Source organism: Streptomyces sp. NPDC006739 (assembly GCF_042869815.1).
Lineage (GTDB): Bacteria > Actinomycetota > Actinomycetes > Streptomycetales > Streptomycetaceae > Streptomyces.
Map to the genome: position 1 here is coordinate 1 of NZ_JBIAGM010000001.1, position 22,845 is coordinate 22,845.

A 22,845-nucleotide genomic window follows, 5' to 3' on the forward strand; every position below is an offset into this window, starting at 1 on the left:
AGCCGGTGGCCGTTCATCTATGCGGGCACCATCCCGATGCCGGAGCAAACCCCCGGATCAGGTCGAACCCGTACACCACTTCCCTGGACGCAACCCCCCCTCGTTGAACGGTCCGTCACCCGGCGGAGGCTAAGCGGTGCCCTTCCACTGCACGTACTTGGATACATCGTGGAGCCCGCCGACCAGCGTCGAGACAACGAAGACTGGGTTGTGGGCGTGCTGGTGGCTAACCCCTACTACGAGAACGATCTTCAGCCGCCCGACGACTGGCCCAGCGACCTCGAGAGCTCTGGCGTAATCTTCTGCGGCTTGCGGTCTCACCACCCGCTGAACGAGCTCAAAGAGCGCTATGAACTCTGGTCGTACGAACTAGCCAGGACTTCCGACGTCCACGCCCTTCACGTGATCGCGGAGTGGTGGCCGGCCGAGGACAAGTCGGCACGGAGAGGGCGACCGCTGGGAGCCGAATCCGACCTTTTCAGCGTGGTTGTGGTGGAGGAACTCTTCGATGGACCGACAATGCCCAATGCCTCGGCATGTGGAGCCGAGAGCTTCGGTGAGGGCCTGGACACAGTTGATCATCAGCATCACGATGCCAGGACTGCTGCACGGGAGAGCGGGCCAGGCGGCATCTCTGCCGACTGCTTGCCGAACGCGGAATGTTAGAGGTGCCTGGCCGCATAGCTGTTTGCGGCACCCGCGGGCACGGGTCGAGGAGGCGGTACTCAGCTCGGGGTGACCCAGGTTCACTGGTCCTTGCTGGGACATACCTTGTGGTCGGGATCCCACCAGATCGGATAGAAGATCCGGGGGCTGTCACTAGAGAGGAGTCCCCAGAGGCGCTCCATGTTTCCGGTGCGGAAGCGGAACAGCTCATCAAAGTCGTCGAGCTGCAGCTCGACCAGTCGATCCTGCGCTTCCTTGCATAGGTGATCGCGGGGAATCGACTTATGCTTGGGCCCGCGGCGCCGGCCGCCGGTCTGCTGCTGTCGTATCTCTCGCCAGGTGAGACGTTCCATCTCCGACAGAAAGTCCACGATCTTCAACAGCGTCTGATCGGTGATCTTCCATGACCACGAGCCATCGTGCTGGCGATCCAGCAGGGATGTCCGCCACACCGGGTGTTGCTCGTCCATTTCGCCGGGCACGGCGACGCCCCGGAGGCGACGGGGGACGCGCTCCGGGGCGGACGGCACAGCAACCATGGGGACCCGCTTGTTAGCAGGTCTCTTGTTGTTCCCTCCCACACGCCCCCCTGACGTGGCCTTCAGACGCTCTCTGTGTCGTTTCGGCTGGCCAGAGAAGCATAGAAGGACTGCATCGACTCAGGCGTGATCTCTGCTTCGCTGCGCTCAGTCGGCGGGATCCCGTCGCGAGCGTCGTTCCACGGGCGCTCACTGTGTGTAAGGTCGCTGAGCTGCTGGGCAGTGAGCTTCGCGTAAGCGTCAATCACAGCGTCAATCGTGGCCTTCTGGTCAGGGCTGAGCTGAGTGGGATCACCGGACGGCCAGTTGTGGATCGTGAACTGGCCTCGGTGTTGCGCATACAGGGCGCGCACCACCGGCCCATTCGCCCAAGCCTCGATGCGTTCATCGAAGAGAGGCTGCTCGTCCCAGACGAGGGACCAAGCCTGGGAGTAGTAGCACAGCTTCTGCAGCTTCATCGCGGACAGCGGACCGGTCTTCGTCAGGATGTATGCCGCTACGTCGTGTGCGTTCCCCATGATGCCCCCTTTCGTCTCGTCCCTTCCACGTTAGACCAAGCGCTTACCTATCGCGTTGGCGGGTGGCGTGGCGGACGAGACTCTCCCCCAGACAGTCTCAGCGTATCGACCCGCACTGTCACTGGTAAGTGGGTGGGTGAAGCTGTGGACGCAATGCGACCATTCGAACGAACGATCGGACGGATGGCCAGTGTAACCACAGGCGACCGGTCTGACGTGGGGCTTTCGTGAGGGGCTGACCAAGAGTCCAAAGCAATCGAGCGCCGCGAGGGGACAGGCCGGGTCTGAGGCACCCGGGGTCGTCGCTGCGCCGGCTTCGGCGTGCTCGGTTACTACCGGTCTCCATAGCACACAGGTCAGCCGTGGACTATCTGTGGACGGGTTGCGTGCCGTTGACTGCCTATGAGCCTGTGACCTGCGCAAACGCCGGAGTCCGAAGGGCCCTCCGGAGCCGTGTGCGCAGGTTCGAATCCTGCCGGGGGCACTCGCCGAAGATCAGCAGAAATCAAGCGCTGACCAGGGCGGATGCCGACATGAAAGAGCGGGAGACAGTCTCACTGTCTCCCGCTCTTTCTCGTTGTTGCGCGCCAATCGCGTGTGAGGAGCGTGTGGGCCACACACCCGCTGGCCATCCCCCTTCGTCGTGGCACCCCACTAGATCTGACACGAGTGCGGCACGGGGAGCTTCTGATCCGTAGCTTCATGTGGACCGGTCACCAGCGGTCACACCGGCCTCGCACCGGTCCTGAGCTGACCCACTCGCCCCGCCGCTACCCCGGGAAGGAGGGACCACAGCACTCTCGACTGACGGAAGCCGACGCCCGACGCGACGAGACGCGGCATACCAGCCTGCCCCACAGTGATCACGCCGCAGAGCGAACGAGCAGAAACCGGATTCCCCAGTCGACCCGCTCACCTCGGCGCACACACGTGAACGATCGAGGCCCGGCCAGCTGCTCCCTCGCTACTGGACCATCGCGAGCTGATGGGTTGCCAGGCTCGCAGGACGCGGATACCGCTGGCGCTGTGCCCGAGCCTCTAACGGGATCCGCATTCAGCTCTGCTGCGGCCAGCGGCTACGGCTCTGGAAGTACTCGAGAGCCGCGGGTTCCTCCGTGAACTCAAGCAGGCCGCCTACTTTGTCTGCCAAGAGTGCTCGAACCTCGGATGGTGTGGCGAAGAAGAACTCGCGTCGCTCGTTTACGAAGTTGACGCGTCGATCGGCGAACGCCTTATGAAGTTCGGACTCCAGTGTCACGGCGTCCTCGGAAAAGAACATGGCATGGACGTCGTACCGGAACGGCACTGATGCATCACCGAGCTCCCTGACACGGTCCATCGGTTCAAGGCGGCGGGTCATGCCGATCTTGACGATGTTTGGGCCAAATGCGCCAATGTTGGAGATGACATATACGTAGCCGGCGCGGATGTTGGCGATGCGGTAGTCGTTGGCTGCGATGGCATTTTCGATGTCCGCGAGGCGGCGGGAGAGTTCGGTGACAGCGGCGTCGTCGCCTTTGACGCGGAGGGATTCCAGGACGCTGATGTAGTGCGCTCGCTCTTTCTCAAGTCGCTCCTTCTCGGCGGCCAATTCCTGCTCAGCCCGGCGCTGTTCCCGGAGAAGTTGGCGCTCCTGGCGGGCGCGTTCGCGCTCTTCCTGAGCCTTCATCTGGAAGTCGGCAGTCAGTTCGAGCTCGGCGATTCGCAGAGCGTGATACTCGGGGTTGATCCGCATCTCCATGATCGCCCCTAGCTTCTCAATCGCCGTGACCGCCGACTCCAGCCGCTTCTGCGCGGTGCGCACGTTCCCTGACCTCAGTGAGCGCACACAGTTGTCGGCCTCCGCGTTGTAAGCCCGTAGCATCAGCTTGGACAGATCACCAATCAGTTTCCGTCCTCGTGCCAGAGATCCATCGAAGGTGAACAGGTCTGCGGCGAGGATCGCTTGACCGTTCTTGATGACGTCGTCGATCTGACCCTCAAGGCTGCGGAGCCGGTCCTTGTAGGCCGCCGCGCTCTCCAGAGGATGGTGGTAGCGATAGATGCCGACGTCCTGCAGAGCCCGCTGGTCGCTGAGATCGATCACGTCGGCGCCACTTTGTGCGGTGCCAAGCGCGGCTTCGAGATCAGCGATACGGGCCATCAGTGGCGCGGGGTCGACTCCGCGAAACGGTAGTGCAGTCGGGGGGCCAGCAAATGTCTGGTCTGGCCTAGTTCCGGGTGCCCCTTGCGCCGGGCCACTGAGAGCCTCGACGGTTGACGCGGTGGCGGACTCCTCGACGTCGTTGTCGGATTCGGACTCGTCGTCGGGCACGAAGAGAGCCCAGCCAGGTGGTGGTGCCGGCCAGGCCGGGTCGGGCTTCCATCCTGGCGGAGGAGTCCAGCCCTCGGGGGGCGTGGGCCACCCTGGCGGTGGGTTGAACCGCATCGTCACTGTCCTCGAACCCGGATGCCACGACTGGTGTCTGCCGACACTAGGTCGAATGGCGACTTCGACATCGCGGCACCGAGGTGCTGCAACGTGGCTTGCGGGACAACTTTTGCCAGATCGAACCCGTTGAAGGTCTCGCGGTCCGCGGCGACGACGGCAAGAGGCACGGTGGTCGGGAGGCCGGTGGCCGGGTCGATTGTATTGACGCCTACCGTCAACGCAATCGAGTGGATTTTGCCAGCGCGGTCGGCCTCGAAGACTTCGTGCAGACTGCGAACTGCGACCTGCCAGACCGCGTTCGCGTACCGCTCCTTCTTTTCACGAACGGGCAGGGAAGTTGAAGTAATCTCGTCCTTCGCCTTCACGTATCGGTACCCCTTCACTGAGGGTACAGTTGAGGGCTCTGGAACACTGACTGTAAGCGTCAACTCGCGAGATGCGAGATTGAACGCATGGTCGTGCTCGACCGGGAAGACCTCGGGGTAGACCGAGTTGGACAGGACTATGCCGACGTACTCCTCGATGGCGGATTCGACATCGAAAGCAAGATCGTTGATGAGCTTGGTGAGCTCGGCGTTGTGAGCTGACGCCTCAGCCTCGCGCTTCTCGCATTCCTGCCTGTATTTCTCCTCAGCGGCAGATAGTTCCGCCACGCGCTTGGCTTCCCTCTTCTCGCGCTGGGCCACTGCCTTGGCGTAGCGGTTGTGGAGAGCATCCCTGGCGAGCTCCCACTCGCCATGCGCCTTCTCAAAGGCGACCCTGGCCCCCTCGATGGCCTGTTGGTGCCGCTTCTTCCCGCCAAGCATGGCCGAGAGTCCGCTGGGTGCACTCGGCTCCTGATAGACGGGCTCAGGGGCGTACCACGGCTCCGCAACCTCGGGCGTAGGGACAGCCAGGCCACCAGGCTCGAACGGAGGATGCTCAATCTCCGAGATCTTCAATGATTCGAGATCGACATAGTCGTCTATGTCTAGGGCCCAGGCGAGCAGACTGTCAATGTCGGCAAAATCGCTGGCCAGATCGGTGTTCATGGACTCGACCTCGGCGAGCCGGGACTCCACTTGGAGCCGCGCAGCCTCACGCTCCGCGGCCTTCTTCTCGGCGGCAGAGGCCCTGGCCGCCGCCGCCTGCGCGCGCTCGTAGGCCCTCATGGTTCGCTCGGCTGCGCGCTGCGCTGCACTATGAGCACGATGGGCGGCGGCCTCCTGCTGCCGTCGACGCTTCTCCGCCTGCTGCGCCTGGTAGTTCAGCTCCGCGAAGAAACCGCGCCGTCTGCCCATGACATCCCCCCAGAAGACCCGGTGCCTAGGACTCAATCCCTGTGAGTTTCACCGTAGCGATGATCACTGCCGCTGGAAAGTTGATCCAGGATTTAGGGCGGAGTCGCCGCAGGCCCGGGCCCGTCCCAGGGTCAGGTGTTGCCCGCTGTCTTCGCGGTGCAGGCTGCCTCGACCTCATGCTGGAGGCCGAACATCTCCAGCACCACTGGCACCCAGTGTCCCCGCGACGGGTCCCAGACAGCACCCTGCGCCGCGCCCCCGGTCGCGGCCATGGTCAAACGCGCCCGTATCGGCGCAGCAGGCCGTAGCTGGTGCACCAGCTAGACCGCTGCAGCCACGGCGTACCCCCTGGGAGCCGCGCCTAGATGATCGATTCCAAGGGATCCTCCCACCCCATCGTCTTTTCGTCGGAACGCCGACTCCGCGTTCAGACCGGCCGCGATCAGATTCGCCAGCAGCTCAGCCGCCTCAGGACGCACCGTCCCCAGCTGCACCAGCCCGTCACCGAGGACGTTCACATCGGCGACCGGGCCAGGGAAGTCGGAGTCCAGCCCGAGCAGCACGAGCTGTTCAGCCAGGGTGCCAGCGCTTTGCCGTGCGCGATTCCAGCCGCGGACGTAGGGCACGCCAGGCGACAGGTCTTCCGCTCGGTTGGCTACTACTCCGCGCCAGTCGGTCATGACGTCATGCCCCTCTCTTGTGTTCTTCGACGACGGTCGATGCGTCACCGACGTCGCTACGGTCTCGACCGAAGCCGCTTGCCAGTGCCAGGCGCAGGAGCTCGGCAAGGCGCTCGGCCGTGGCGGGGGACACTCGGCCCAGTTCGACGAGGCCATGCCCGAAGGCGTTGAGGTCCGCACGCAGGTAGGGGAAGCCCTTCTCCAGGCCGGCGCGCACGAGGACGTCTCGCAGTGCCGTGGTCGCGTTTCGGGCCGCGTACCAACCGTCGCTGTCGAGGGGCGACCAAGCGGCAGCGTCACGCCCGTCGGTCGGCTCAGTCGGCATCCGTACTCGTCTCCTCGGGGAGCGCGGCGACCGCCGCGTACGGCGTCGGGTACTGCTCGTCGAAGCGGTCGATCCTTGCCAGGAGTTCCGCGGAAGCGACCAGCGCAGTGGCCAGGGCTACGGGGCGCAGCGAATTGGCTTCCGGTCGGCGTGTAGGCGCGCGGAGCCACTGATAGCGGTCATCGGACAGCGGAATGGGGCCCGGTACAACGACGGCACAGTCGTCGCTCAGGTACCGGTACGGCGGTGGCGATGACGTTTCGCGTTCGAGGTAGTGCGTGAAGGTCTCGCGGCTCTGCGAGCAGAGGAAGAAACCGACTCGCTGTGCCTTGCGGTCGACGACCGTCGGTCCGAACGGCATCGCACTTCGGAGGAGGCGGTCAAACATCTCCATGCCGAGGCGCTGTTCCACGCTCAGCACGTCAAAGTAGCGGCCGGTCGGCAGCAGGCAGGGCGTCCGGGGATCGTCCGCCCAAATCTGCCGGCACTCGGCGGGGTTGTCCGCTGCTGCCGAAAGCCACTCCATGCCCCTCCTGGTCATCCTCTGCACGTCAACTCACCTCGGTCGAGACTCGGTTGCGGCCGCAATGCCGCCTTGCATCCAGGCTCGGGGTCGCCACCGTGGCCAGGGCAGATGACGAGAGGTGACGGGGGATGACGCGTCACGCGTGGACGCGTCATCCCCCATCACGGGTCAACAACCGTCTATCTCCGGTTACTTGCAGCGCGCAGTGAAGATCAGCGCGTACATTCGGTCGTGAGGCCAAAGAGTCGTGCGCCCCAGAAGTCGCACCCCTGCTCAGATGGGGAGGGAACGGTCACGTCTTCACTGGAGCCGGTCAGCGTTCGCTTACGTCAAGCGCGTGTCGGCCGCGGCTGGAGTCAACCGCGGTTGGTCCGCGAATTGCGTCAGGTTGCGCTCCGTCGCGGGCATCAACTTCCGTCGGACGCCAGCGTGAAACGCCGTATCGCCACTTGGGAGAACGGCCACAGCACGCCGGACGACTTCTACGGTCCGTTGTTGTGCGAGGCGTACGGCCTCAGCGCCTCCGAGTTGGGACTGAATCACGAAGGCGTGCGGGACACAGGGCTCTTGGACGCCAGCTATCCGGCGAGTCCCGAAGGGGCGATCGATACAGTCGGACAGCTTTGGCGCGCCGATCTCAACCGCTACGAGCCCCTGCTGCAGGCAGAGCCGTCCGAGCCCGCGTGGAACGAAGCCTCGCTCCGTTGGTTGGTCGCGCCCGAGCCGGCCGTTCCTCGGCAGCGTCGGGACGGAATGCGTGTCGGTTTCGGGGACGTCGCCGCCATCAAAACCACCGCGGATATGTTCGCTGAGTTGGACGACCGGTTCGGCGGCGACCATGCGCGGCACGCAGCCGTGCAGTACCTCAGCACCGAAGTGACGCCGCTGCTGCGCGGGCAGTACAGCGAGCAGGTCGGGCGGGCCCTGTTCTCCACCGTGGCAGAGGCAACTCTCCTGGCCGGTTGGATGTCGTACGACGCCTGCCGTCACGGCCTGGCACAGAGGTACTTCCTCCAGGCCCTCCGGCTGGCCCAGGATGCGAACGACCGTCGGCTCGCCGGAAGCATCCTGTCGGCCATGAGCCATCAGGCGACGTTCCTAGGTCGCTGCACGCAGGCCGCGACGCTCGCCCGCGCGGCACTCATGGGTATCTCCCCCGTGGCCACGCCGACACTGCGCGCCCAGTTCCACGCCATGGAGGCCCGCGCACTTGCCCGCACCGGCGACGTACAGGCCTGCGAAGCCGCCCTGACCGCAGCCACGAAAGCGCTGGAGAGCAGGAACAGCGACGACGAGCCCGAGTGGATCAGCTACTTCGACGAAGCCGAACTTGCTGCTGAGGCCGCCCACTGCTTCCGCGACGTCAACAGCGCCCGACGGGCTGTCGCCCACGCCGAGAACGCCATGAGTGGCAGCCATGTACGGAGCGACTTCTTCGCGACCATGGTGCTGGCCGATGCCCACCTACGCGCCGGCGACGTCGAGGAGGCCTGCCGTGTCGCCCTCGATGCGCTCGATCTGGGCGAGCAGCTCAAGTCGGCTCGCTGCATCAGCTACCTTGCCGAGTTCCGGCAGAACCTTGCCGGTGTCGGTAGCAACGGGGACGTAGAGACCTTCACTGATCAGGTCAGAGACCACAGGTTGTGGCTCGCCTCCGGCGATCACCTCGGTTCCTGAAGGGCCCGGTCAGAACGGGCCCCATTCGTCTCGACCCTCACCAGTGCGAAGGGACCTCGCTCGGCGAGCGAACTCGGCGGCAGCCCGGTCACTGCTCGTGACCTGGTGACCGAGCCAGGCAACCATCATCAGTTCACGCAGGTCTGCGAGCGTCTCGTACCCGGGCCAGTTCATCAGGTCGAAGCCGTACCGGTGCACGAACTCTGCGTACTCCGCCTTGGTGTGCCATGCGTACCGCTCGTAGAACATCGCTGTCTGGACTAGGTCCCACTCGCGTGGAGCGAGAGCGAAGCCGTCCAAGTCGATGAGCACCGCGTGCCCGTCGCGGTGGCGGAGGATGTTCCCGATGCTGGCATCGCCGTGGATCATGCCGAAGGGAAGGACGAAGTCCAGCCGGTCGTAGTCCTTGCCGAGGCTCGATGCTCGCTCCTCAAGGAACGTTCGGTCCTCCGCCGAGATGCCGTCCAACCCTTCGAGGGACGCCGCCACCTTGGCCAGCGGGTCGTAGTACGGCAGGTGCAGCGACTCGGGTTCTTCGAGCCAGTGCAGGCGACGGAGGAGATCCGCGAGCTCCCCGACAGTCCCGTACTCCTCGTTCTCCTGGACGCTCTCCCAGAACGTCACCACGAGGCCGCCGACGACGAGCGGTTGGGTGACCGACGCCGGCACGCGCATGGCCGGGAACTCCTGCGTCTCAAGCCACCGGGCCACGCTCACGGCCCGCTCCATCTCGGCGAGCACAGCCCGATCACGCGCAATGCGGACGATGACTGGTAAGGACGCCAGGCGGTAGACCGCGTTCGAACCGAGCCGCAGCAACTCGGCGCCGCGGGAGTCGAGTCCGGCCGTCGCGCATGCTTCCCGGAGAACAGGCTCCAGGCCCTCCGCCGTGAACTCCGCGCCGCCGTCCGGTCCCTCGTTGCTGCCCGAGATCATGCTTCGACCATACGGGTCGCACCGACCGCCCGACAGGCCACCCACGTAATGGGGGCGTAATGATCTTCGTCAGCAGCGACCGCGGCCACCCCTCCCCCGCAGGTCAGCACCCCAAGAGGGCAACGGTCTCTGCTGGCCTCCGGAGCCGTGTGCGCAGGTTCGAATCCCGCCGGGGGCACTCGCCGAGCCATCTACCAGGACTGGTACGTGACCGGGGCGGATGCGGACAGAAGAGGGCGGGGGTCAGTCTCACTGACCCCCGCCCTTCTCTCGTTCTCTCTCAGCGTCCACGCACTGTCTGCGATACACGCGGCACACCTCCGACGCACCCACGTGTGGACGTCACGCGACGGCGGAAGGACGTGGGCATGGGATGTGGCCATACCTACACCGAAGCGCTTCGGTGCCTGCTTGAAGGCCCACGCGATTGAAGACCCGCGCGATCAGGACAACGCCATCGGCGATCTCGGCCGGGACGTCTCGCGCGATCCCGACCGGCCCTCACGCAAGGGGCTGCCGGGCCAGCGCGCGCATCTGCCTAGCGGAGCGAAGCGTGCGCCATTTCGGCCGCCGCGGGGACTCTCGAACGCGCCTGGACTCGATACGAGCTGTACAAAGCCGCCCGAGACAGATGCCGGCGGCCCGCCTCCACGGCTGCGTGCCCGACGGGTCGGCACGGTTCCTGCGACTCTCCCGGCTCCGCCCGCGCGAGAGCGCTCCACGGCGCGTGGCTGCGGGGCGCCTTGCGGGGGTTCAGTCGATCCGCTCACCGTTGTGCGTACCGCCCTTGCAGACGTTGTCCATCGGATCGGGCGTTCCGCCGCCCTGCCTGCACTGAGAAGGGGTGACATAGGATGAGGCGCCCTGTGCGGTGGCGGAGTCGGTGGTGGCGCCCGTGAGGCCGAGTCCGGCGAGGGCTGCCGTGGCGAAGACGGCGGCGAGGATTCGTCGAATGCGCATTTCGTTCCCCTTTTAAGGGTTACCGCGGTTGGGGCACTGGTCAGCCTGGTCTTCACCCATATGGGCGGCACGTCACGTTGCTTCATTCGGATGACAGTGCTGTCGGGTGTGGGGTCGGTGACGTGACCCGTCGGACAGTGCACCCAGGCCGTATCGACGTACACCTTTGTGAGCGATGTGCGGTGCACCGTGTGCCGACCGAGTCAAGTCGGGCAGTCACTCCCAGGCGTCGCCGCGCGCGTCAGGCGGGCGTCACGGGCTCGTCCCAGTCGATCCGGTACCGGTGTGTCCAGCCGAAAATCTTCTCCGGCTTCAGGAACGTCCGCGTCGCCAGCGGCATCAGCAAGGCCATGATCTTCGTCGCGACCGGCCCCATCGACTTCTGACTGTTGGTCTTCGCGGCCTGGGCTGCGACTTTCTCCACTCTCCCCCGCCTCAGCCGCTCGTACGTCGCGAACGCCGCGCCCACGTCGGGGATGTCCCGCAGGCACCGCGCCAGTTGCACCGCGCTCTCCACCGCGAGGGACGCGCCCTGTCCGGAGCTGGCGGACGGGGCGTGGGCCGCGTCGCCGACCAGGACCATCCGGCCGCGGTACCAGTTCGGTACCGAAGGCAGGATCTCCAGCCCTCCGAACGTGAGGAGTTCCTCGTCACCGGTGCCCCGGAGCAGATCGCGGCCGGGCACGTCCTCGGCGAACTTCTCCCGCAGGATCCGCATCCATGCGGCCGACGGCGTCGCGCGGGTCTGCTCCGCGCTGAGCGGCTCGTCGTACGGCAGGTTGGCGAACCAGGCGGTGCCTCCGTCGGGCACCGGCCAGTAGCCGAGAAACGCGTGCTCGCCGAAGGCGAAGTACATGGTGTCCGGCCGTGCCTGTGGGACCTCCGCCTTGGCATGCGCACCGAAACCGAGCAGGCCGGTGGACCGGGGGCCGGGTGCTTCGGGGTCGATCAGCCGCCGGACCGTCGACCGGATGCCGTCCGCCCCGACCAGCACGTCCGCGGTCACCCGGGTGCCGTCGGCGAACTCGGCCGTGACGCCCGCCGGGGTCTCCTCGGCTTGGGCCAGGCGCTTGCCGTACACGGTCTGTACTCCCATCGCGGCGGCCCGCTCGCGGACCGCCCCGTACAGGTCCGCGCGCCACATCACCTGGCTGGCCGGCAGGCCCGCCAGCCCGCCGAACTCGCCCATCCGGCGGCCCCGCCCGTCGGTCATGACCATGTGATGGATCGGTTGACCGGCCAAGCCCTGGTGCACACCGACGACGTCCAGGGCACTGAGCCCGTTGGGTGCCACCATCAGCATGCCACCGAGGCCGTCCGCCGTGTCCTCGTAAGCTTCGTAGACGGTTGCCTCGATGCCGGCCCTGCGCAGTGCGAGGGCCGTCACCGGTCCGGCTATGCCGCCTCCTATGACGGCCGCAGTCTTGATCGCAGACATGTGTCTGCCCCCCTTTTTCACGATGGTCGGATGTTCAGTGGCCGTGCGAGCGGGCCGGGTCGTCGACGGTCGGATGACCGCCGGTCCTGTGGGCGAGGCGCAGGTCCTGGAGGTAGGCGCGGGAGCACATGGCGCTCAGGACCGCGATGCCGCCGCGGTGCACGCGGACCTCGCTGTCGGCTGCGACACCGGTCAGACGGATCCGGCGGGTCCTGGCGAGGGCCGATTCCTCGGCGGTCCGGCCCTGCGCGTCCTTGACCTTGCCTCGGGCGGACCAACGGAGGTCCCAGTGCTCGACGACGGCGTCTTCGGGCACCAGCAGCTTGACCGTGGCGCGTTGGAGTTCCAGGTGCAGCTCGATGCCGTCGGGCAGGCCCGGGGAGCGCAGGTCGAGCACGGCCAGGCCCCGACGGGCGCGCACCTGGATGCGTCCGGCGCGGGTCCAGTTGCCCAGCCGCTTGGCCGTGGCGTGGTCCGCGTGGACGCGCTCGGTGGCGGCAGGCGCCTCAGTGCTGATGGTGGTCATCTCCGTGGTCTCCGTTCGTTCGTGGGGTCGTGCTCCTTTCTGCATAGTTGCATTGATACTAGTTCTCGGTCAACTAGTTTCGGTGTCGGTAATATGCCCGCCATGAACACCCCGCCCCGCAGCTCCCCACTCGCCCTGACCGTGCTGGCCCTGCTGCACTTCCAGCCGCTGCACCCGTACGGCATCCAGAGGTTGATCAAGCAGTGGGGGAAGGACCAGGTCGTCAACGTCGGCCAGCGCGCGAGCCTCTACCGGGCGATCGACCGGCTGCTCGCAACGGACCTGGTCAGGGTGCGGGAGACCGGTCGCGACCAGCAGTACCCCGAGCGGACGGTGTACGAGCTCACCGACGCGGGGCGCTCGACCATGCGTGTCTGGCTGGGCGAGATGCTGGCCACACCGAAGCAGGAGTTCCCACAGTTCCCCGCAGCGCTGTCCTTCGTCCTCATGCTCGCCCCTGGTGAGGCCCTCGATGTACTGGAACAGCGCGCCGCTGCCCTCGCGCAGACCCTCGACGCGCGCGACAAGTCCTTGACGGAGCAGGCGAAGGTCCACGGTCTGCCGCGGGTGACCAGGCTCGAAGAGGAGTATCTGCGCGCGGTGACCGCCGCGGAACTGGACTGGGTCCGAGCCGTCGCAGACGACCTGCGCAGCGGGCGGCTCAGCTGGACTGCCGAAGAGCTGATCGGTTTCGCCCAGAGCACGGGACAGCAGGCCCTGAGCGGCCGAACACCCTCGAAGCCGGACGACGGCCTGGAGTGAGCGCACGCCGTGCGGCCCGGCCAGCACGGCACTCGCCGCCATGGTCGCGGAGGCGATCTACGATGCCTGCGACGAGCCCGGACGTGATCGGCACCGTCATGCGATCGGCAACCTCATGCGATCGGCACCGTCATGCGATCGGCACCGTCATGCGATCGGCCCCCTCGGCCTACCGCTGCCCGAACCCGCGCCTCACGGTCTCTGCGCTACTGCCGCGAAGCGCGCCGACGACGCCGGGCTGCCTACAACCGCTATGGCGGAGTGCGGCAGCCGCCCTGGACCTGGCCAGGGACAAGCTCTACCGGCCCGCCGACGACCAGCGGCTACGCATCGTCGTCGACAGGGCCAACACCGCCTCGTCCGGCGCTACACGCCGGTGGTGCCATCGATGCGTTCCCGGACCAGGTCGGCGTGGCCGTTGTGGCGGGCGTACTCCTCGATCATGTGGACGTAGATCCAGCGAAGGTTGACGTCCTGCCCCATGAAGCGACCCGTGTCGGTGAGAGCACGCTCGGCGCAGTTCTCACGGGCGCGGGCGATCTCCGCGCGCCAGGTGGCGAGGGCGTCGCCCAGGGCGGCGCCCTCGGCCACGTCGAAACCCCCGTCGGGGCCATCCGGGCCGGCCTGCGGGTCGTAGATGGGCGGAGCCTGTTCTCCGGCGAACACGCGGCGGAACCAGTTCCGCTCCACCTCAGCCATGTGCTGGACCAGACCGGTCAACGTGAAGCCGGACGGCGGCACGGACGCCGCGGCGGCCTGCTCATCGTCCAGCCCCTCGCACTTCATGGCCAGTGTGGTGCGGTGAAAGTCGAGCCAGCTTTCAAGCGTCGTGCGCTCGTCGGCGTTCAAGGGCGGCACAGGGCGGTCGAGGGCAGTCATCGGTTGATTATCGCCGGTGTCCGAAGCCGTCGGCAGGCCGGCCCTCGCTGCAGGGCGAACGTTGCCTGACGCGACACCGGGGTTCGGCCCCTACCGTGCGGATGCGTCGGCTAACGTCTGGGCATCGGGGCAGCTCGGGTGGGCGCCAGGGGTGGGGATGTCCGGTGCGGTCATCTCTGTGATCGTCACGATCGTGGGTGTGGGCGGCACGCCGGCTTCCGCAGTGGTCACTCAAGTCCTGTCGCAGCGTGCGGAGTTACGCAGGCTGGAAGAGCAGAAACAGGCTCGCCTCGCAGAGCAGCGGGCTGCTGCGGACCATCGCAGGACCGATCAGCTCCGGCACTGCTACGTTCAGCTGAACGCCCACGACCGTCACTACAGGGACGCGATGTTGGCGTACGCCCATGCCCTCGAATCGGGTTCCGCCGACGCGGAAGCAGTGGAAGCGAGTAACGCGCGGCGCGCTCAGCGGGACACCCGCGCTGAAGCACAGTTGGTGGCGAGCGACGCGGTGCTCGAACTTGAGGGCCGAGTGAACGACCGGCTCAGGACCGCCTACAGCTACCTGATGAAGGCAGCGGACGAGTCGGACTCACCTACGCGTCGGGCGCGACTTGACCAGGTCATCGGCCTTCTGGACTCGATCATCCCGCAGCAGGGTCACGTGCGGGCGCTCATGCGCCTTGAAGTGGGCAACGCCCAACAGCTCCCTGACTGGTACGACCCCGAGATCGGGCTGACCACGCACCAGGTGTCGACACAACCGTGATCACTCGCACTCGCGCGACAGCCCCTCGATCTTCGGATGACGATCTCTTTCGGTCCTCGACGCACTGGGCGTAGCGGCTGAGCCGGACTCAACGCTGTAGCCCGCGGGTTCGGCGACCCCGGTCCGGTCAGCTACCGAGTCGAGCCAGGTCGACAGCGCCGAGTGAACCGGGGTGGGCAGCGAAGTGTCACTCGTGACGCTCCGTCGGGACAGGGCCAGGGCCAGGGCCAGGGCCTGATGGCAGTGACGTTCGGGATGCCAGTTCGAGCAGGTGGTCGACCGGCCACTGGTCGTAGGCGTGTTCGCCGTACTTGGCGGCGAGGACGCGCCCACCGGGTGCGATCAGGAAGTCGGCGGGAAGGCCGAGCCGTCCGCCGTCCGGCCGGCGGGACGGCGGACGCTCCCGCCCCCCGAGGATCGTCCACGCGCTGCGCAGGACGGCCCGGACGGTCGGCGCCAAGGCCCGCGGGCTGAGCAACGCGCGGGGCGAAGACTCCACCCCGAACTCGGCGTACAGGCGCTTGGCGGGGTCGGCTATGACGGCGAAGGGGAAGTCGGTCACGTGCTCCCGCAGTTCCTCTGCGGACGAGTGGAAGACCACGACCTCACGGATGCCGGCTTGAGCGATCTCCGCGTGTCGTCGCACCACTGATCGGAGGTGCAGGTTGCAGATCGGGCAGCCGGCGAACCGCCGGAACTGAAGGTGTGTCAGCCGGTCACCGTCGGGCACGGCGGTCAGGGCGCCCGAGACGGCCGTGAGGTCACGGGCGCCGACAACTGCGCCAGGCCCCACAGTTCCTCTCCGCGTGCTCCTCCGAGTCGTTTGCATGACTCTCCTCCCCCGCGTAGGCGTGCAGCGCACGCTTACCAGCGTAGGCGTATGCCGTACGCTGTCAACCGCCATGCCTCGCCCCCGTTCACTCACCCCGGACCAGCTCGCCTCGACCGCTCTCACCGTCCTGGACCGCGAGGGTGTCGCCGGCCTGTCCATGCGCGCGGTCGCCAAGGAACTACGCATGAGCACGATGGGGCTCTACCGCTACGTGGCCGACCGCGACGAACTCGAACTGCTGGTCGTCGACGCCGTGCTCGGAACCGTCGACACCCAGCCGCCGCCCGCGGGTGCGTCATGGGAAGAGCGGGTCGAGGCCCTGGTGCGGCGCCTGCGCGACACGGTCGGCGCCCATCCCGACGTCGTACCGCTGACGGTGACCCACCGGCACCGGTCGCGCGGGGTGCTGCGCTGGTCGGAGGCCGTACTCACGGTTCTCGCCGAGACCGGTTTCGACGGCGCACGACGCGTCATCGCACTGCGGGCCCTGCTGAGCTACGTCATCGGGGCCATCCAACTGGAGCACCTGGGACCCCTGGCGGGCGAGGGTACGGTCGCCATCTCGGCGCTGCCGCCGGTCGAGTTCCCGCGCCTGGCCGAGACCGCGCACCACGCCCAGGACGTGGGGACCGACCAGGAGTTCTTCGGCGGACTCACCGCACTGATGCGCGGCCTGCGCAGGTAACGACGACGGGCTCGGTCGGCGGCAGGGGCTGGACGTGCGGCCCAACCCGGCCGGCCTGGCCACCCGGCCTTCACGGAGCGGTCTCGTTGGTGATCTTCAACATGGCCCTGACGGACCTTCCCGGCGGCCGGTGTTCCGTCTCAGACCGGGACGGCAGTGGTGTCGAGGGTCAGCTGGACGGCCTGCTCGTGGAGGGCGGCGGTGCTGATGACCGCGACCATCTCCTCCCCCACCGCGGCGAGGGTGGCGACGTGGTCGCCGCATGTGAGCCGCTGCGCCTCGACCGCCGTTCCGTCCACGACCAGATGGCCCGCTCCGGCAGCCGGATCGTCGGGCATCCGGATCGGTCCGCGGGGTGAGCAGTTGAGGAGGAACTCGTCCAGGAGCACATCGACCGGCTCCAGGGTCGCGAACACGCGGACGTGCTCGGGCAGGCGACGCTGGGTGGTGACCTGCACCAGCATGGTCCGCTCGTCGTGATAGCCGAGATCGAGCCGTTGGAGGAGGCCGTCGACCGACCTGTGGCCCACCAGGCGGCGCCATCCTGGCTCGGGCCGCGCCAGGACGGCCACCGGACGCCCGAACTCCCGCAGGGTCTCCGGCCAGCCGCGATCGGCAGGACGGCCCGGCCGGCCTGAGCTGTAGTGCATGACGACCCCCTCCGGCCTCTCGGCAGGTGCGGGCGCGGCGCCCGCTCATCGTGGCACCGGGACGGCGGTCGCGGGCCGGAATTCCGACGAACCGCACGGGCCTCACCTCGGACCCCGAGGACCTGACCGCCCGTCTCATCGGGCCACAGGCCGTAGGACCCGCCTCGTGGCAGAGTGATCACGGACACTTATTGCAATTGACTTGCATCTGAGCAGCCATTGCGGGCGATGATGGAGCCCGACATCGGGTACTACCAGGATCAAGGACCTCCATGACCACCGCTGCTCCCACACCGTCGACCCTGCGCCGTATCCGGGGAGCGCTCACCCCGCGGGAGTGGGCCAGGGCCGGGGGCCTGGCGGCCGCGATTCTCGCGCTGCATCTCATCGGCTGGGGCACGTTGCTGCTGGTGGTCGTGCCGCAGCACTTCAGTATGGGCAGTCAGGGGGCGTTCGGCGTGGGACTCGGTGTCACCGCGTACGTGCTCGGTATGCGGCACGCCTTCGACGCCGACCACATCGCCGCGATCGACAACACCACCCGCAAGCTGCTCAACGACGGCCAGCGTCCGCTGTCCGTCGGCTTCTTCTTCTCCCTCGGCCACTCCAGCGTCGTCTTCCTCCTCGCCCTGCTCTTCGCGCTCGGTGTCCGCTCGCTCGTCGGGCCGGTCAAGGACGACGGTTCGGCGCTGCACCAGACCCTCGGCCTGATCGGTACGTCCGTCTCCGGTGTCTTCCTCTACGTCATCGCCGCCTTCAACCTCGTCACCCTGGTCGGCGTCCTGAAGGTGTTCCGCCGGATGCGCACCGGCGCCCACAGCGAGGCCGAACTGGAGGCGGAGCTGAACGCGGGCGGCGGAGTGATGACGCGCATCCTGGGCCGGGCGACCCGTGCGGTCGGCAAGCCCTGGCACATGTATCCGCTGGGCTTCCTCTTCGGCCTCGGCTTCGACACCGCCACCGAGGTCTCCCTGCTCTTCCTGGCCGCGGGCGCGGCCGGCTCCGGCATCCCCTGGTACGCGATCCTGTGTCTGCCCGTGCTGTTCGCGGCGGGCATGAGCCTGCTCGACACCATCGACGGCTCGTTCATGAACTTCGCCTACTCCTGGGCCTTCTCCAACCCGGTCCGCAAGGTCTTCTACAACATCACCATCACGGGCCTCTCGGTCGCCGCCGCCCTGCTCATCGGCACCGTCGAACTGCTGTCGATCGCCGCCCAGAAGCTCTCCCTGCACGGTCTCTTCTGGGACTGGGTCGCGGCCATCGACCTCAACAGCGTGGGCTACGCCGTCGTGGCCCTCTTCGTGGTCACCTGGGTCGCGGCGCTGCTGATCTGGCGCTACGGCCGTATCGAGCAGCGGTGGACCCCCGCTCCCCAGGCTGTGGAGGACTGACGGCGGGGGGCCCACTGCGTCACCGGACGTCAGGCCCGGTAGGCCACGTTCGCCATCATCCCGGCCTCGCCGTGGTAGGCATTGTGGCAGTGCAGCATCCACTGGCCCGGGTTGTCGGCGTCGAAGAAGACGGAGAGCCTCTCGCCGGGCAGCACGATCGCGGTGTCCTTGCGCGGCCCCGAGGTGCCGATCTGGTACGTGTGACCGTGCAGATGCATCGGGTGCCACATGTCCGAGACGTTGACGAAGTCGAGCCGGACACGCCGGCCCTCCTCGATGGTGATCGGGTTCGCCTCGGGGGTCTTCATGTCGAACGGCCTGCCGTTGATCGCCCAGCTGTAGTCCGCCATGGCGCCGGTCAGCCTGATCTCGTGCGTGATGTCGGTCCTGGCGGACCGCAGACGCACGTCGTCGGCGGCGCGCAGCCGGGACGCCGTCATGATCATGCCGTCGAGTTCCTTCGGGCGGGCGTTCGCCGGGGGCTTGCTTCCCGAGCCCGTACGGACCAGGGCCCGGCCGCCGGCGTTCTTGCCCTCGGCGAGCGCGACGAGGGGGAAGACGCCGTCGCCGAGGGTGACCAGAACGTCGTAGCGCTCGCCCATGCCGACCAGCAGGGCGTCCACCTGCTGGTGCCGGACGGGGAAGCCGTCGGTGTGGGTGATCGTCAGCTTGTGGCCGCCGAGGGCGACCCGGTAGGCGGTGTCGGCGCCCGCGTTGATGATCCGCAGCCGCACCTTCCTGCCGGGCTTGCCCGTGTAGACGTCCGGGTCGGCCGCCACCCGGCCGTTGACGAGGTGGTGCGGGTACTTCACGTCGCCGGCGTCACCGCCGAGCAGGTCGCTCTTCGCGTTCATGAGCATGAAGCCGTTACCGCGCTTATCAGTGTCATCACTCATGCCGCTCATGCCGCTCATGCCGCTCATGCCGCCCATCCCGCCCATCCCCTGCCTCAGCTCGGCGTAGACCTCGTCCGGGGTGCCGGTGACGCCGTCGACCCAGTCGTCGAGGAGGACGACCCATTCGTCGTCGTAGCCGAGGGTCTCCCTGGGGTCCTCGACGATCAGCGGCGCGTACAGGCCACGGTCGAGCTGGACACCGACGTGCGGGTGGAAGAAGTAGGTGCCGGGGGCGTCGGCGATGAACCGGTAGGTGAAGGTGGAGCCGGCCCGGACGGCGGTCTGGGTGGCCGGGGGCACGCCGTCCATGTCGTTGCGCAGGGCGATGCCGTGCCAGTGGATCGAGGTCGTCGTCCGGTCCGGGAGCTGGTTGGACAGTTCGGCGACGAGGGCGTCGCCGACCGAGAGCCTGACCTCCTTGCCCGGCGTGCGGCCGTCGAAGGCCCAGGTCCTGGGCGTGAGGCCGCCGCCCAGGTCGATCGCGGCGGGCGCCGCGGTCAGGGTGAGCTCGCGGCTGCGCCCGGTGCTGGTGCGCTTCCTCTCGGCGGCGGCGACCGCCGGGCCGGACGGGTCGGCGAGGCCGTTGTGCCCCGAGCCGCTGCCGTCGGAGCCGCTGCCGCTGGAGCCGCTGCAGGCGGCGAGCGCGCCGGCGCCGGCGGCACCGAGTCCGGCGAGCAGGACGGAGCGGCGGTTGATGCCGTAGCTGTTCATTTGTCTGGGTCCTCTGCTGTGCTGCTGCGGATGCTGGCGCGGAGAGACGGCGCGTCGAGCGCCGTCGCCCGCGGCCTAGATGCGCAGTCGGGAGAGGACGGAGAGGTCCGGCGGGGCGCGGCTCACCACGGCACCGGGCGCGTGCCGGGACAGGGTGGGCGCAGGGGTCGCCGGCGTGGGGAGCGTGCTGTGGGCAGGTACGGCGAGGTGTAGCGAGTTCACGCCCGCGGCGGCGCAGTGCTGCGTGCCGGACGCGGAACACGCACCGTCGTGCGGCGGGTGCGTCGCCGTGTCGGCGCGGGACGGTTGCGCCGCGTCGGGTGACGCGTGCCGGTCAGGGGATGTCCCCGCCGGGAGAACGTGTGACATGCCCGACATCGGGGAGAGCCCGGTCGACGGCACCTCGTGGTGGACGAGCACGGCCAGCGCGGCACACAGGGCGACGATCACCCCGTATGCCCAGCGGACGGCCGTGCCGCCGCCGCGCCCTGTCCGTGCCGCCATGAGATCACCTGTGCCGTGCGTCGATCACCGGATCGGCATTATACCCCTAGGGGGTACTGCTGTCCTTGCCGGGGATGCATCGGTCCTCGCTGGTGTGGCACTTGCTGTCCATGGAGTGGACGGGTTGGACGACAGGGGTGGCTCGGCGTCATGGCCGGGCCGCCGTGGAGGCGGTGCGGCGGGCCTGGTCGGAACCGGGCCGTGAACGCGATCTGGCGGCGCAGGCCGGCAAAGCGGCGCTGGCCGCATGTCTTGCGTGGGCGGTGGCCGGGTGGTGGCTGCAGGCGCCGGTGGCGTTCGTCGCCCCGTGGGTGGCGGTCGTACTGGTGGAGTCGACGGTGTACCGGTCGCTCGCCCACGGTCTGCAGCAGGTGGCGGCGATCGCCGTGGGCACGGTGGTGGCGACGGCCGTGGCGATGGTGCTGGACAGCACGATGGCCACGATGGTGGTGGTGCTTCCGGCGGTGCTGCTGCTGGCGCAGTGGCAGCGCCTGGGCAGTCAGGGCATCTATGCCGCCACCGGCGCGCTGTTCGTCCTGACCGACGGACCGGTCACCCTCACCACCTCGGGCGCGCGCATCGCGGAGGCGGTCTTCGGAGCGGTGGTCGGCATCCTGGTCAACGCTCTGATCCGGCCGCCGTTGTACCTGCGGGACACCCGTGCCGCCCTCAAGGACGCCGCCCGCGAGGCGCGGGAGATCCTGGAGGCGGTGGCCGACGGGCTGGGCGAGGGTGAGTGGAACGGTCACGCGGCCGGGGACCTGCACGAGCGTGCGCTACGGCTGGGACGCCTGATCGAGCAGGCCCGCTCGGCGATCGGCTGGAGCCGCGAGAGCATGCGGGGCAATCACCGCGGGCGCGGCGCGGGGGCCGTCTCCCCGCCCGGCAAGGCGTACGACGACGCGCTGGCCGTACTGGACCAGGTCGCCGTGCACACCGCGGGCGTGACCCGCACCGTGCTGGAGATCGCGAGCCACCAGGACAGCGCGGCCCGCCCGGACCCGCGGATCACCCGGCCGTACGCCGAGTTCCTGCGCCACACCGGCCGGGCGATCGGTCTCTACGGCGAGACCAGGTTCGCCGGGGCCGGCACCGGGCCGGCCGCCGACGGACCCCTTCGCGAGGCTGTCGAGGAGCTGCGCCGCTGCCTCGACGAACTCCACCGGAGGCTGCCCGGCACCGTGCGGGACGATCCCGACGCACTGGCGACCCACGGCGCGCTGCTGGCCCAGGCCCGACGGCTGGCCGATCAACTGGTCCAGGACTGACACTCCGCCCGGCGCGTACGCTCGTACACATGGTTGATCATCGAATCGTCGACGTGAACGGAATTCGGCTGCACGTGGCCGAGGAAGGCGAAGGCCCCCTGGTCGTCCTGCTGCACGGCTTCCCCGAGTCGTGGCACTCCTGGCAGCACCAGTTCGGCCCCCTGGCCGAGGCCGGCTTCCGTGTGGTGGCCCCCGACCAGCGGGGATACGGGCGCAGCGACCATCCCGACGACGTCGAGGCGTACAGCATCCTGCACCTGGTCGGCGATGTCGTCGGGCTGATCCGGGCGCTGGGCGAGACGAAGGCGTACGTCGTCGGGCACGACTGGGGTGCGCCGGTCGCCTGGCACACGGCGCTGCTGCGGCCCGACATGGTGCTCGGGGTGGCGGGGCTGAGCGTGCCGCCTCCCTTCCGTGGGTCGGAGCCTCCGCTGGCCGCCATGGACAAGAGGTTCGACGGCCGCTTCTACTGGAACTACTTCAACCTGCCCGGTGTCGCCGACGCCGAGTTCGACCGGGACGTGCGCACCACGTTGCGGAAGTTCTTCTGCTTCGCCTCCGGTGACTCGCCCGACGCCGCCGCCGGCCGGCAGCCGCTGGTCGACCCCGAGCGGGGCTGGCTCGCCGCGATGCCGGATCCCGAGGTGCTGCCGGAGTGGTTCACCGAGGACGATCTGGACGTGCTCACCGAGAGCTTCTCCAAGGGCTTCACCGGGGCGCTCAACTGGTACCGCAACCTCGACCGCAACTGGGAACTGACCGCGCCGTGGCACGGCGCCGTCGTCACCCCGCCCGCCCTGTACATCTACGGCGACCGTGACGTGGTTCCGGCGTTCCCGGGCACGCCCGAACTCATCGAGCGGCTCCCCGAGCTGATGCCGAACCTGCGGCGCGAGCCCCTCGAGCTGGCCGGCTGCGGGCACTGGACACAGCAGGAACGCCCGGACGAGGTGAACGCCGCCCTCATCGCGTTCCTCCGGGACCTCTCGTAAC

The 22,845-nt window shown here is 67.9% G+C and carries 24 protein-coding genes; 8 read left to right on the forward strand and 16 right to left on the reverse strand.

Annotated elements, in window-relative coordinates; genetic code table 11:
* Positions 1-168: 168 nt before the first annotated feature.
* Positions 169-666: a hypothetical protein gene (locus ACFYMM_RS00005; protein WP_388382127.1), complete on the forward strand. Its 498-nt coding sequence runs from the start codon at positions 169-171 to the stop codon at positions 664-666.
* An 80-nt stretch (positions 667-746) separates the two neighbouring features.
* Here the strand turns inward: ACFYMM_RS00005 and ACFYMM_RS00010 are convergent, their stop codons facing one another.
* From ACFYMM_RS00010 to ACFYMM_RS00040, 7 genes are all read right to left on the reverse strand, one after another.
* Entirely contained in the window at positions 747-1,148 is a 402-nt protein-coding gene (locus tag ACFYMM_RS00010) for a hypothetical protein (protein WP_388382129.1), read from the reverse strand.
* Positions 1,149-1,267: 119 nt separating this feature from the next.
* On the reverse strand, positions 1,268-1,723 hold the full coding sequence (locus ACFYMM_RS00015) for a Panacea domain-containing protein (protein ID WP_388382131.1): 456 nt from the start codon (positions 1,721-1,723) through the stop codon (positions 1,268-1,270).
* Positions 1,724-2,777: 1,054 nt separating this feature from the next.
* Complete coding sequence (locus ACFYMM_RS00020; protein WP_388382133.1) at positions 2,778-4,037, reverse strand: DUF4041 domain-containing protein; 1,260 nt, start codon at positions 4,035-4,037, stop codon at positions 2,778-2,780.
* 116 nt (positions 4,038-4,153) lie between these two features.
* Positions 4,154-5,434, reverse strand: a complete 1,281-nt coding sequence (locus tag ACFYMM_RS00025) for a hypothetical protein (protein WP_388382135.1) — start codon at positions 5,432-5,434, stop codon at positions 4,154-4,156.
* Between the two features lie 320 nt (positions 5,435-5,754).
* Positions 5,755-6,114: a hypothetical protein gene (locus ACFYMM_RS00030; protein ID WP_388382137.1), complete on the reverse strand. Its 360-nt coding sequence runs from the start codon at positions 6,112-6,114 to the stop codon at positions 5,755-5,757.
* A 4-nt stretch (positions 6,115-6,118) separates the two neighbouring features.
* Entirely contained in the window at positions 6,119-6,439 is a 321-nt protein-coding gene (locus ACFYMM_RS00035; RefSeq protein WP_388382139.1) for a hypothetical protein, read from the reverse strand.
* A complete protein-coding gene (locus tag ACFYMM_RS00040; RefSeq protein WP_388382141.1) occupies positions 6,429-6,989 on the reverse strand; it encodes a bifunctional DNA primase/polymerase in 561 nt (186 codons plus the stop codon). The genes ACFYMM_RS00035 and ACFYMM_RS00040 overlap by 11 nt, the downstream gene beginning before the upstream one ends.
* Before the next feature lie 405 nt (positions 6,990-7,394).
* Between ACFYMM_RS00040 and ACFYMM_RS00045 the strand changes: the two genes are divergently transcribed.
* Positions 7,395-8,642 carry a hypothetical protein gene (locus ACFYMM_RS00045; RefSeq protein ID WP_388382143.1) on the forward strand — a complete coding sequence of 416 codons (1,248 nt, stop codon included), beginning with the start codon at positions 7,395-7,397 and terminating at the stop codon, positions 8,640-8,642.
* Positions 8,643-8,651: 9 nt separating this feature from the next.
* Here ACFYMM_RS00045 and ACFYMM_RS00050 read toward each other — a convergent pair whose 3' ends face one another.
* The 4 genes from ACFYMM_RS00050 to ACFYMM_RS00065 form a co-directional block, all read right to left on the reverse strand.
* Positions 8,652-9,578, reverse strand: coding sequence for a phosphotransferase family protein (locus ACFYMM_RS00050; RefSeq protein WP_388383264.1), 927 nt, complete (start codon positions 9,576-9,578; stop codon positions 8,652-8,654).
* Positions 9,579-10,331: 753 nt separating this feature from the next.
* Positions 10,332-10,538: a hypothetical protein gene (locus tag ACFYMM_RS00055; RefSeq protein ID WP_388382145.1), complete on the reverse strand. Its 207-nt coding sequence runs from the start codon at positions 10,536-10,538 to the stop codon at positions 10,332-10,334.
* A gap of 241 nt (positions 10,539-10,779) precedes the next feature.
* Positions 10,780-11,976, reverse strand: a complete 1,197-nt coding sequence (locus tag ACFYMM_RS00060; RefSeq protein WP_388382147.1) for an FAD-dependent oxidoreductase — start codon at positions 11,974-11,976, stop codon at positions 10,780-10,782.
* Positions 11,977-12,010: 34 nt separating this feature from the next.
* Complete coding sequence (locus tag ACFYMM_RS00065) at positions 12,011-12,502, reverse strand: hypothetical protein (protein ID WP_388382149.1); 492 nt, start codon at positions 12,500-12,502, stop codon at positions 12,011-12,013.
* Positions 12,503-12,604: 102 nt separating this feature from the next.
* On the opposite strand from ACFYMM_RS00065, the gene ACFYMM_RS00070 reads away from it, so the two are divergent.
* Positions 12,605-13,264: a PadR family transcriptional regulator gene (locus ACFYMM_RS00070; RefSeq protein ID WP_388382151.1), complete on the forward strand. Its 660-nt coding sequence runs from the start codon at positions 12,605-12,607 to the stop codon at positions 13,262-13,264.
* A 366-nt stretch (positions 13,265-13,630) separates the two neighbouring features.
* Here ACFYMM_RS00070 and ACFYMM_RS00075 read toward each other — a convergent pair whose 3' ends face one another.
* On the reverse strand, positions 13,631-14,143 hold the full coding sequence (locus tag ACFYMM_RS00075) for a DinB family protein (protein WP_388382153.1): 513 nt from the start codon (positions 14,141-14,143) through the stop codon (positions 13,631-13,633).
* 178 nt (positions 14,144-14,321) lie between these two features.
* On the opposite strand from ACFYMM_RS00075, the gene ACFYMM_RS00080 reads away from it, so the two are divergent.
* Positions 14,322-14,912, forward strand: a complete 591-nt coding sequence (locus ACFYMM_RS00080) for a hypothetical protein (protein WP_388382156.1) — start codon at positions 14,322-14,324, stop codon at positions 14,910-14,912.
* Between the two features lie 187 nt (positions 14,913-15,099).
* Here the strand turns inward: ACFYMM_RS00080 and ACFYMM_RS00085 are convergent, their stop codons facing one another.
* Positions 15,100-15,705: a peroxiredoxin-like family protein gene (locus ACFYMM_RS00085; RefSeq protein WP_388382158.1), complete on the reverse strand. Its 606-nt coding sequence runs from the start codon at positions 15,703-15,705 to the stop codon at positions 15,100-15,102.
* Between the two features lie 109 nt (positions 15,706-15,814).
* Between ACFYMM_RS00085 and ACFYMM_RS00090 the strand changes: the two genes are divergently transcribed.
* Positions 15,815-16,429, forward strand: a complete 615-nt coding sequence (locus ACFYMM_RS00090; protein ID WP_388382160.1) for a TetR/AcrR family transcriptional regulator — start codon at positions 15,815-15,817, stop codon at positions 16,427-16,429.
* Between the two features lie 140 nt (positions 16,430-16,569).
* Here ACFYMM_RS00090 and ACFYMM_RS00095 read toward each other — a convergent pair whose 3' ends face one another.
* Positions 16,570-17,079, reverse strand: coding sequence for a hypothetical protein (locus ACFYMM_RS00095; RefSeq protein ID WP_388382162.1), 510 nt, complete (start codon positions 17,077-17,079; stop codon positions 16,570-16,572).
* A 272-nt stretch (positions 17,080-17,351) separates the two neighbouring features.
* Between ACFYMM_RS00095 and ACFYMM_RS00100 the strand changes: the two genes are divergently transcribed.
* Positions 17,352-18,473, forward strand: coding sequence for a HoxN/HupN/NixA family nickel/cobalt transporter (locus tag ACFYMM_RS00100; RefSeq protein ID WP_388382164.1), 1,122 nt, complete (start codon positions 17,352-17,354; stop codon positions 18,471-18,473).
* A gap of 29 nt (positions 18,474-18,502) precedes the next feature.
* Here ACFYMM_RS00100 and ACFYMM_RS00105 read toward each other — a convergent pair whose 3' ends face one another.
* Positions 18,503-20,080, reverse strand: a complete 1,578-nt coding sequence (locus tag ACFYMM_RS00105) for a multicopper oxidase family protein (RefSeq protein ID WP_388382166.1) — start codon at positions 20,078-20,080, stop codon at positions 18,503-18,505.
* 75 nt (positions 20,081-20,155) lie between these two features.
* Positions 20,156-20,584 carry a hypothetical protein gene (locus ACFYMM_RS00110; RefSeq protein ID WP_388382168.1) on the reverse strand — a complete coding sequence of 143 codons (429 nt, stop codon included), beginning with the start codon at positions 20,582-20,584 and terminating at the stop codon, positions 20,156-20,158.
* A 110-nt stretch (positions 20,585-20,694) separates the two neighbouring features.
* On the opposite strand from ACFYMM_RS00110, the gene ACFYMM_RS00115 reads away from it, so the two are divergent.
* On the forward strand, positions 20,695-21,852 hold the full coding sequence (locus tag ACFYMM_RS00115) for an aromatic acid exporter family protein (RefSeq protein WP_388383266.1): 1,158 nt from the start codon (positions 20,695-20,697) through the stop codon (positions 21,850-21,852).
* 29 nt (positions 21,853-21,881) lie between these two features.
* Complete coding sequence (locus ACFYMM_RS00120; RefSeq protein ID WP_388382170.1) at positions 21,882-22,844, forward strand: alpha/beta fold hydrolase; 963 nt, start codon at positions 21,882-21,884, stop codon at positions 22,842-22,844.
* The last annotated feature ends 1 nt before the right edge of the window (position 22,845 follow it).

Coding starts and splice junctions, on each gene's coding strand:
- ACFYMM_RS00025 (WP_388382135.1), bottom strand. CDS start 5,434: ATGGGCAGACGGCGCGGTTTCTTCGCGGAGCTGAACTACCAGGCGCAG.
- ACFYMM_RS00060 (WP_388382147.1), bottom strand. CDS start 11,976: ATGTCTGCGATCAAGACTGCGGCCGTCATAGGAGGCGGCATAGCCGGA.
- ACFYMM_RS00100 (WP_388382164.1), top strand. CDS start 17,352: ATGACCACCGCTGCTCCCACACCGTCGACCCTGCGCCGTATCCGGGGA.
- ACFYMM_RS00075 (WP_388382153.1), bottom strand. CDS start 14,143: ATGACTGCCCTCGACCGCCCTGTGCCGCCCTTGAACGCCGACGAGCGC.
- ACFYMM_RS00035 (WP_388382139.1), bottom strand. CDS start 6,439: ATGCCGACTGAGCCGACCGACGGGCGTGACGCTGCCGCTTGGTCGCCC.
- ACFYMM_RS00055 (WP_388382145.1), bottom strand. CDS start 10,538: ATGCGCATTCGACGAATCCTCGCCGCCGTCTTCGCCACGGCAGCCCTC.
- ACFYMM_RS00070 (WP_388382151.1), top strand. CDS start 12,605: ATGAACACCCCGCCCCGCAGCTCCCCACTCGCCCTGACCGTGCTGGCC.
- ACFYMM_RS00095 (WP_388382162.1), bottom strand. CDS start 17,079: ATGCACTACAGCTCAGGCCGGCCGGGCCGTCCTGCCGATCGCGGCTGG.
- ACFYMM_RS00090 (WP_388382160.1), top strand. CDS start 15,815: ATGCCTCGCCCCCGTTCACTCACCCCGGACCAGCTCGCCTCGACCGCT.
- ACFYMM_RS00105 (WP_388382166.1), bottom strand. CDS start 20,080: ATGAACAGCTACGGCATCAACCGCCGCTCCGTCCTGCTCGCCGGACTC.
- ACFYMM_RS00050 (WP_388383264.1), bottom strand. CDS start 9,578: ATGATCTCGGGCAGCAACGAGGGACCGGACGGCGGCGCGGAGTTCACG.
- ACFYMM_RS00015 (WP_388382131.1), bottom strand. CDS start 1,723: ATGGGGAACGCACACGACGTAGCGGCATACATCCTGACGAAGACCGGT.
- ACFYMM_RS00115 (WP_388383266.1), top strand. CDS start 20,695: ATGGAGTGGACGGGTTGGACGACAGGGGTGGCTCGGCGTCATGGCCGG.
- ACFYMM_RS00110 (WP_388382168.1), bottom strand. CDS start 20,584: ATGGCGGCACGGACAGGGCGCGGCGGCGGCACGGCCGTCCGCTGGGCA.
- ACFYMM_RS00120 (WP_388382170.1), top strand. CDS start 21,882: ATGGTTGATCATCGAATCGTCGACGTGAACGGAATTCGGCTGCACGTG.
- ACFYMM_RS00065 (WP_388382149.1), bottom strand. CDS start 12,502: ATGACCACCATCAGCACTGAGGCGCCTGCCGCCACCGAGCGCGTCCAC.
- ACFYMM_RS00030 (WP_388382137.1), bottom strand. CDS start 6,114: ATGACCGACTGGCGCGGAGTAGTAGCCAACCGAGCGGAAGACCTGTCG.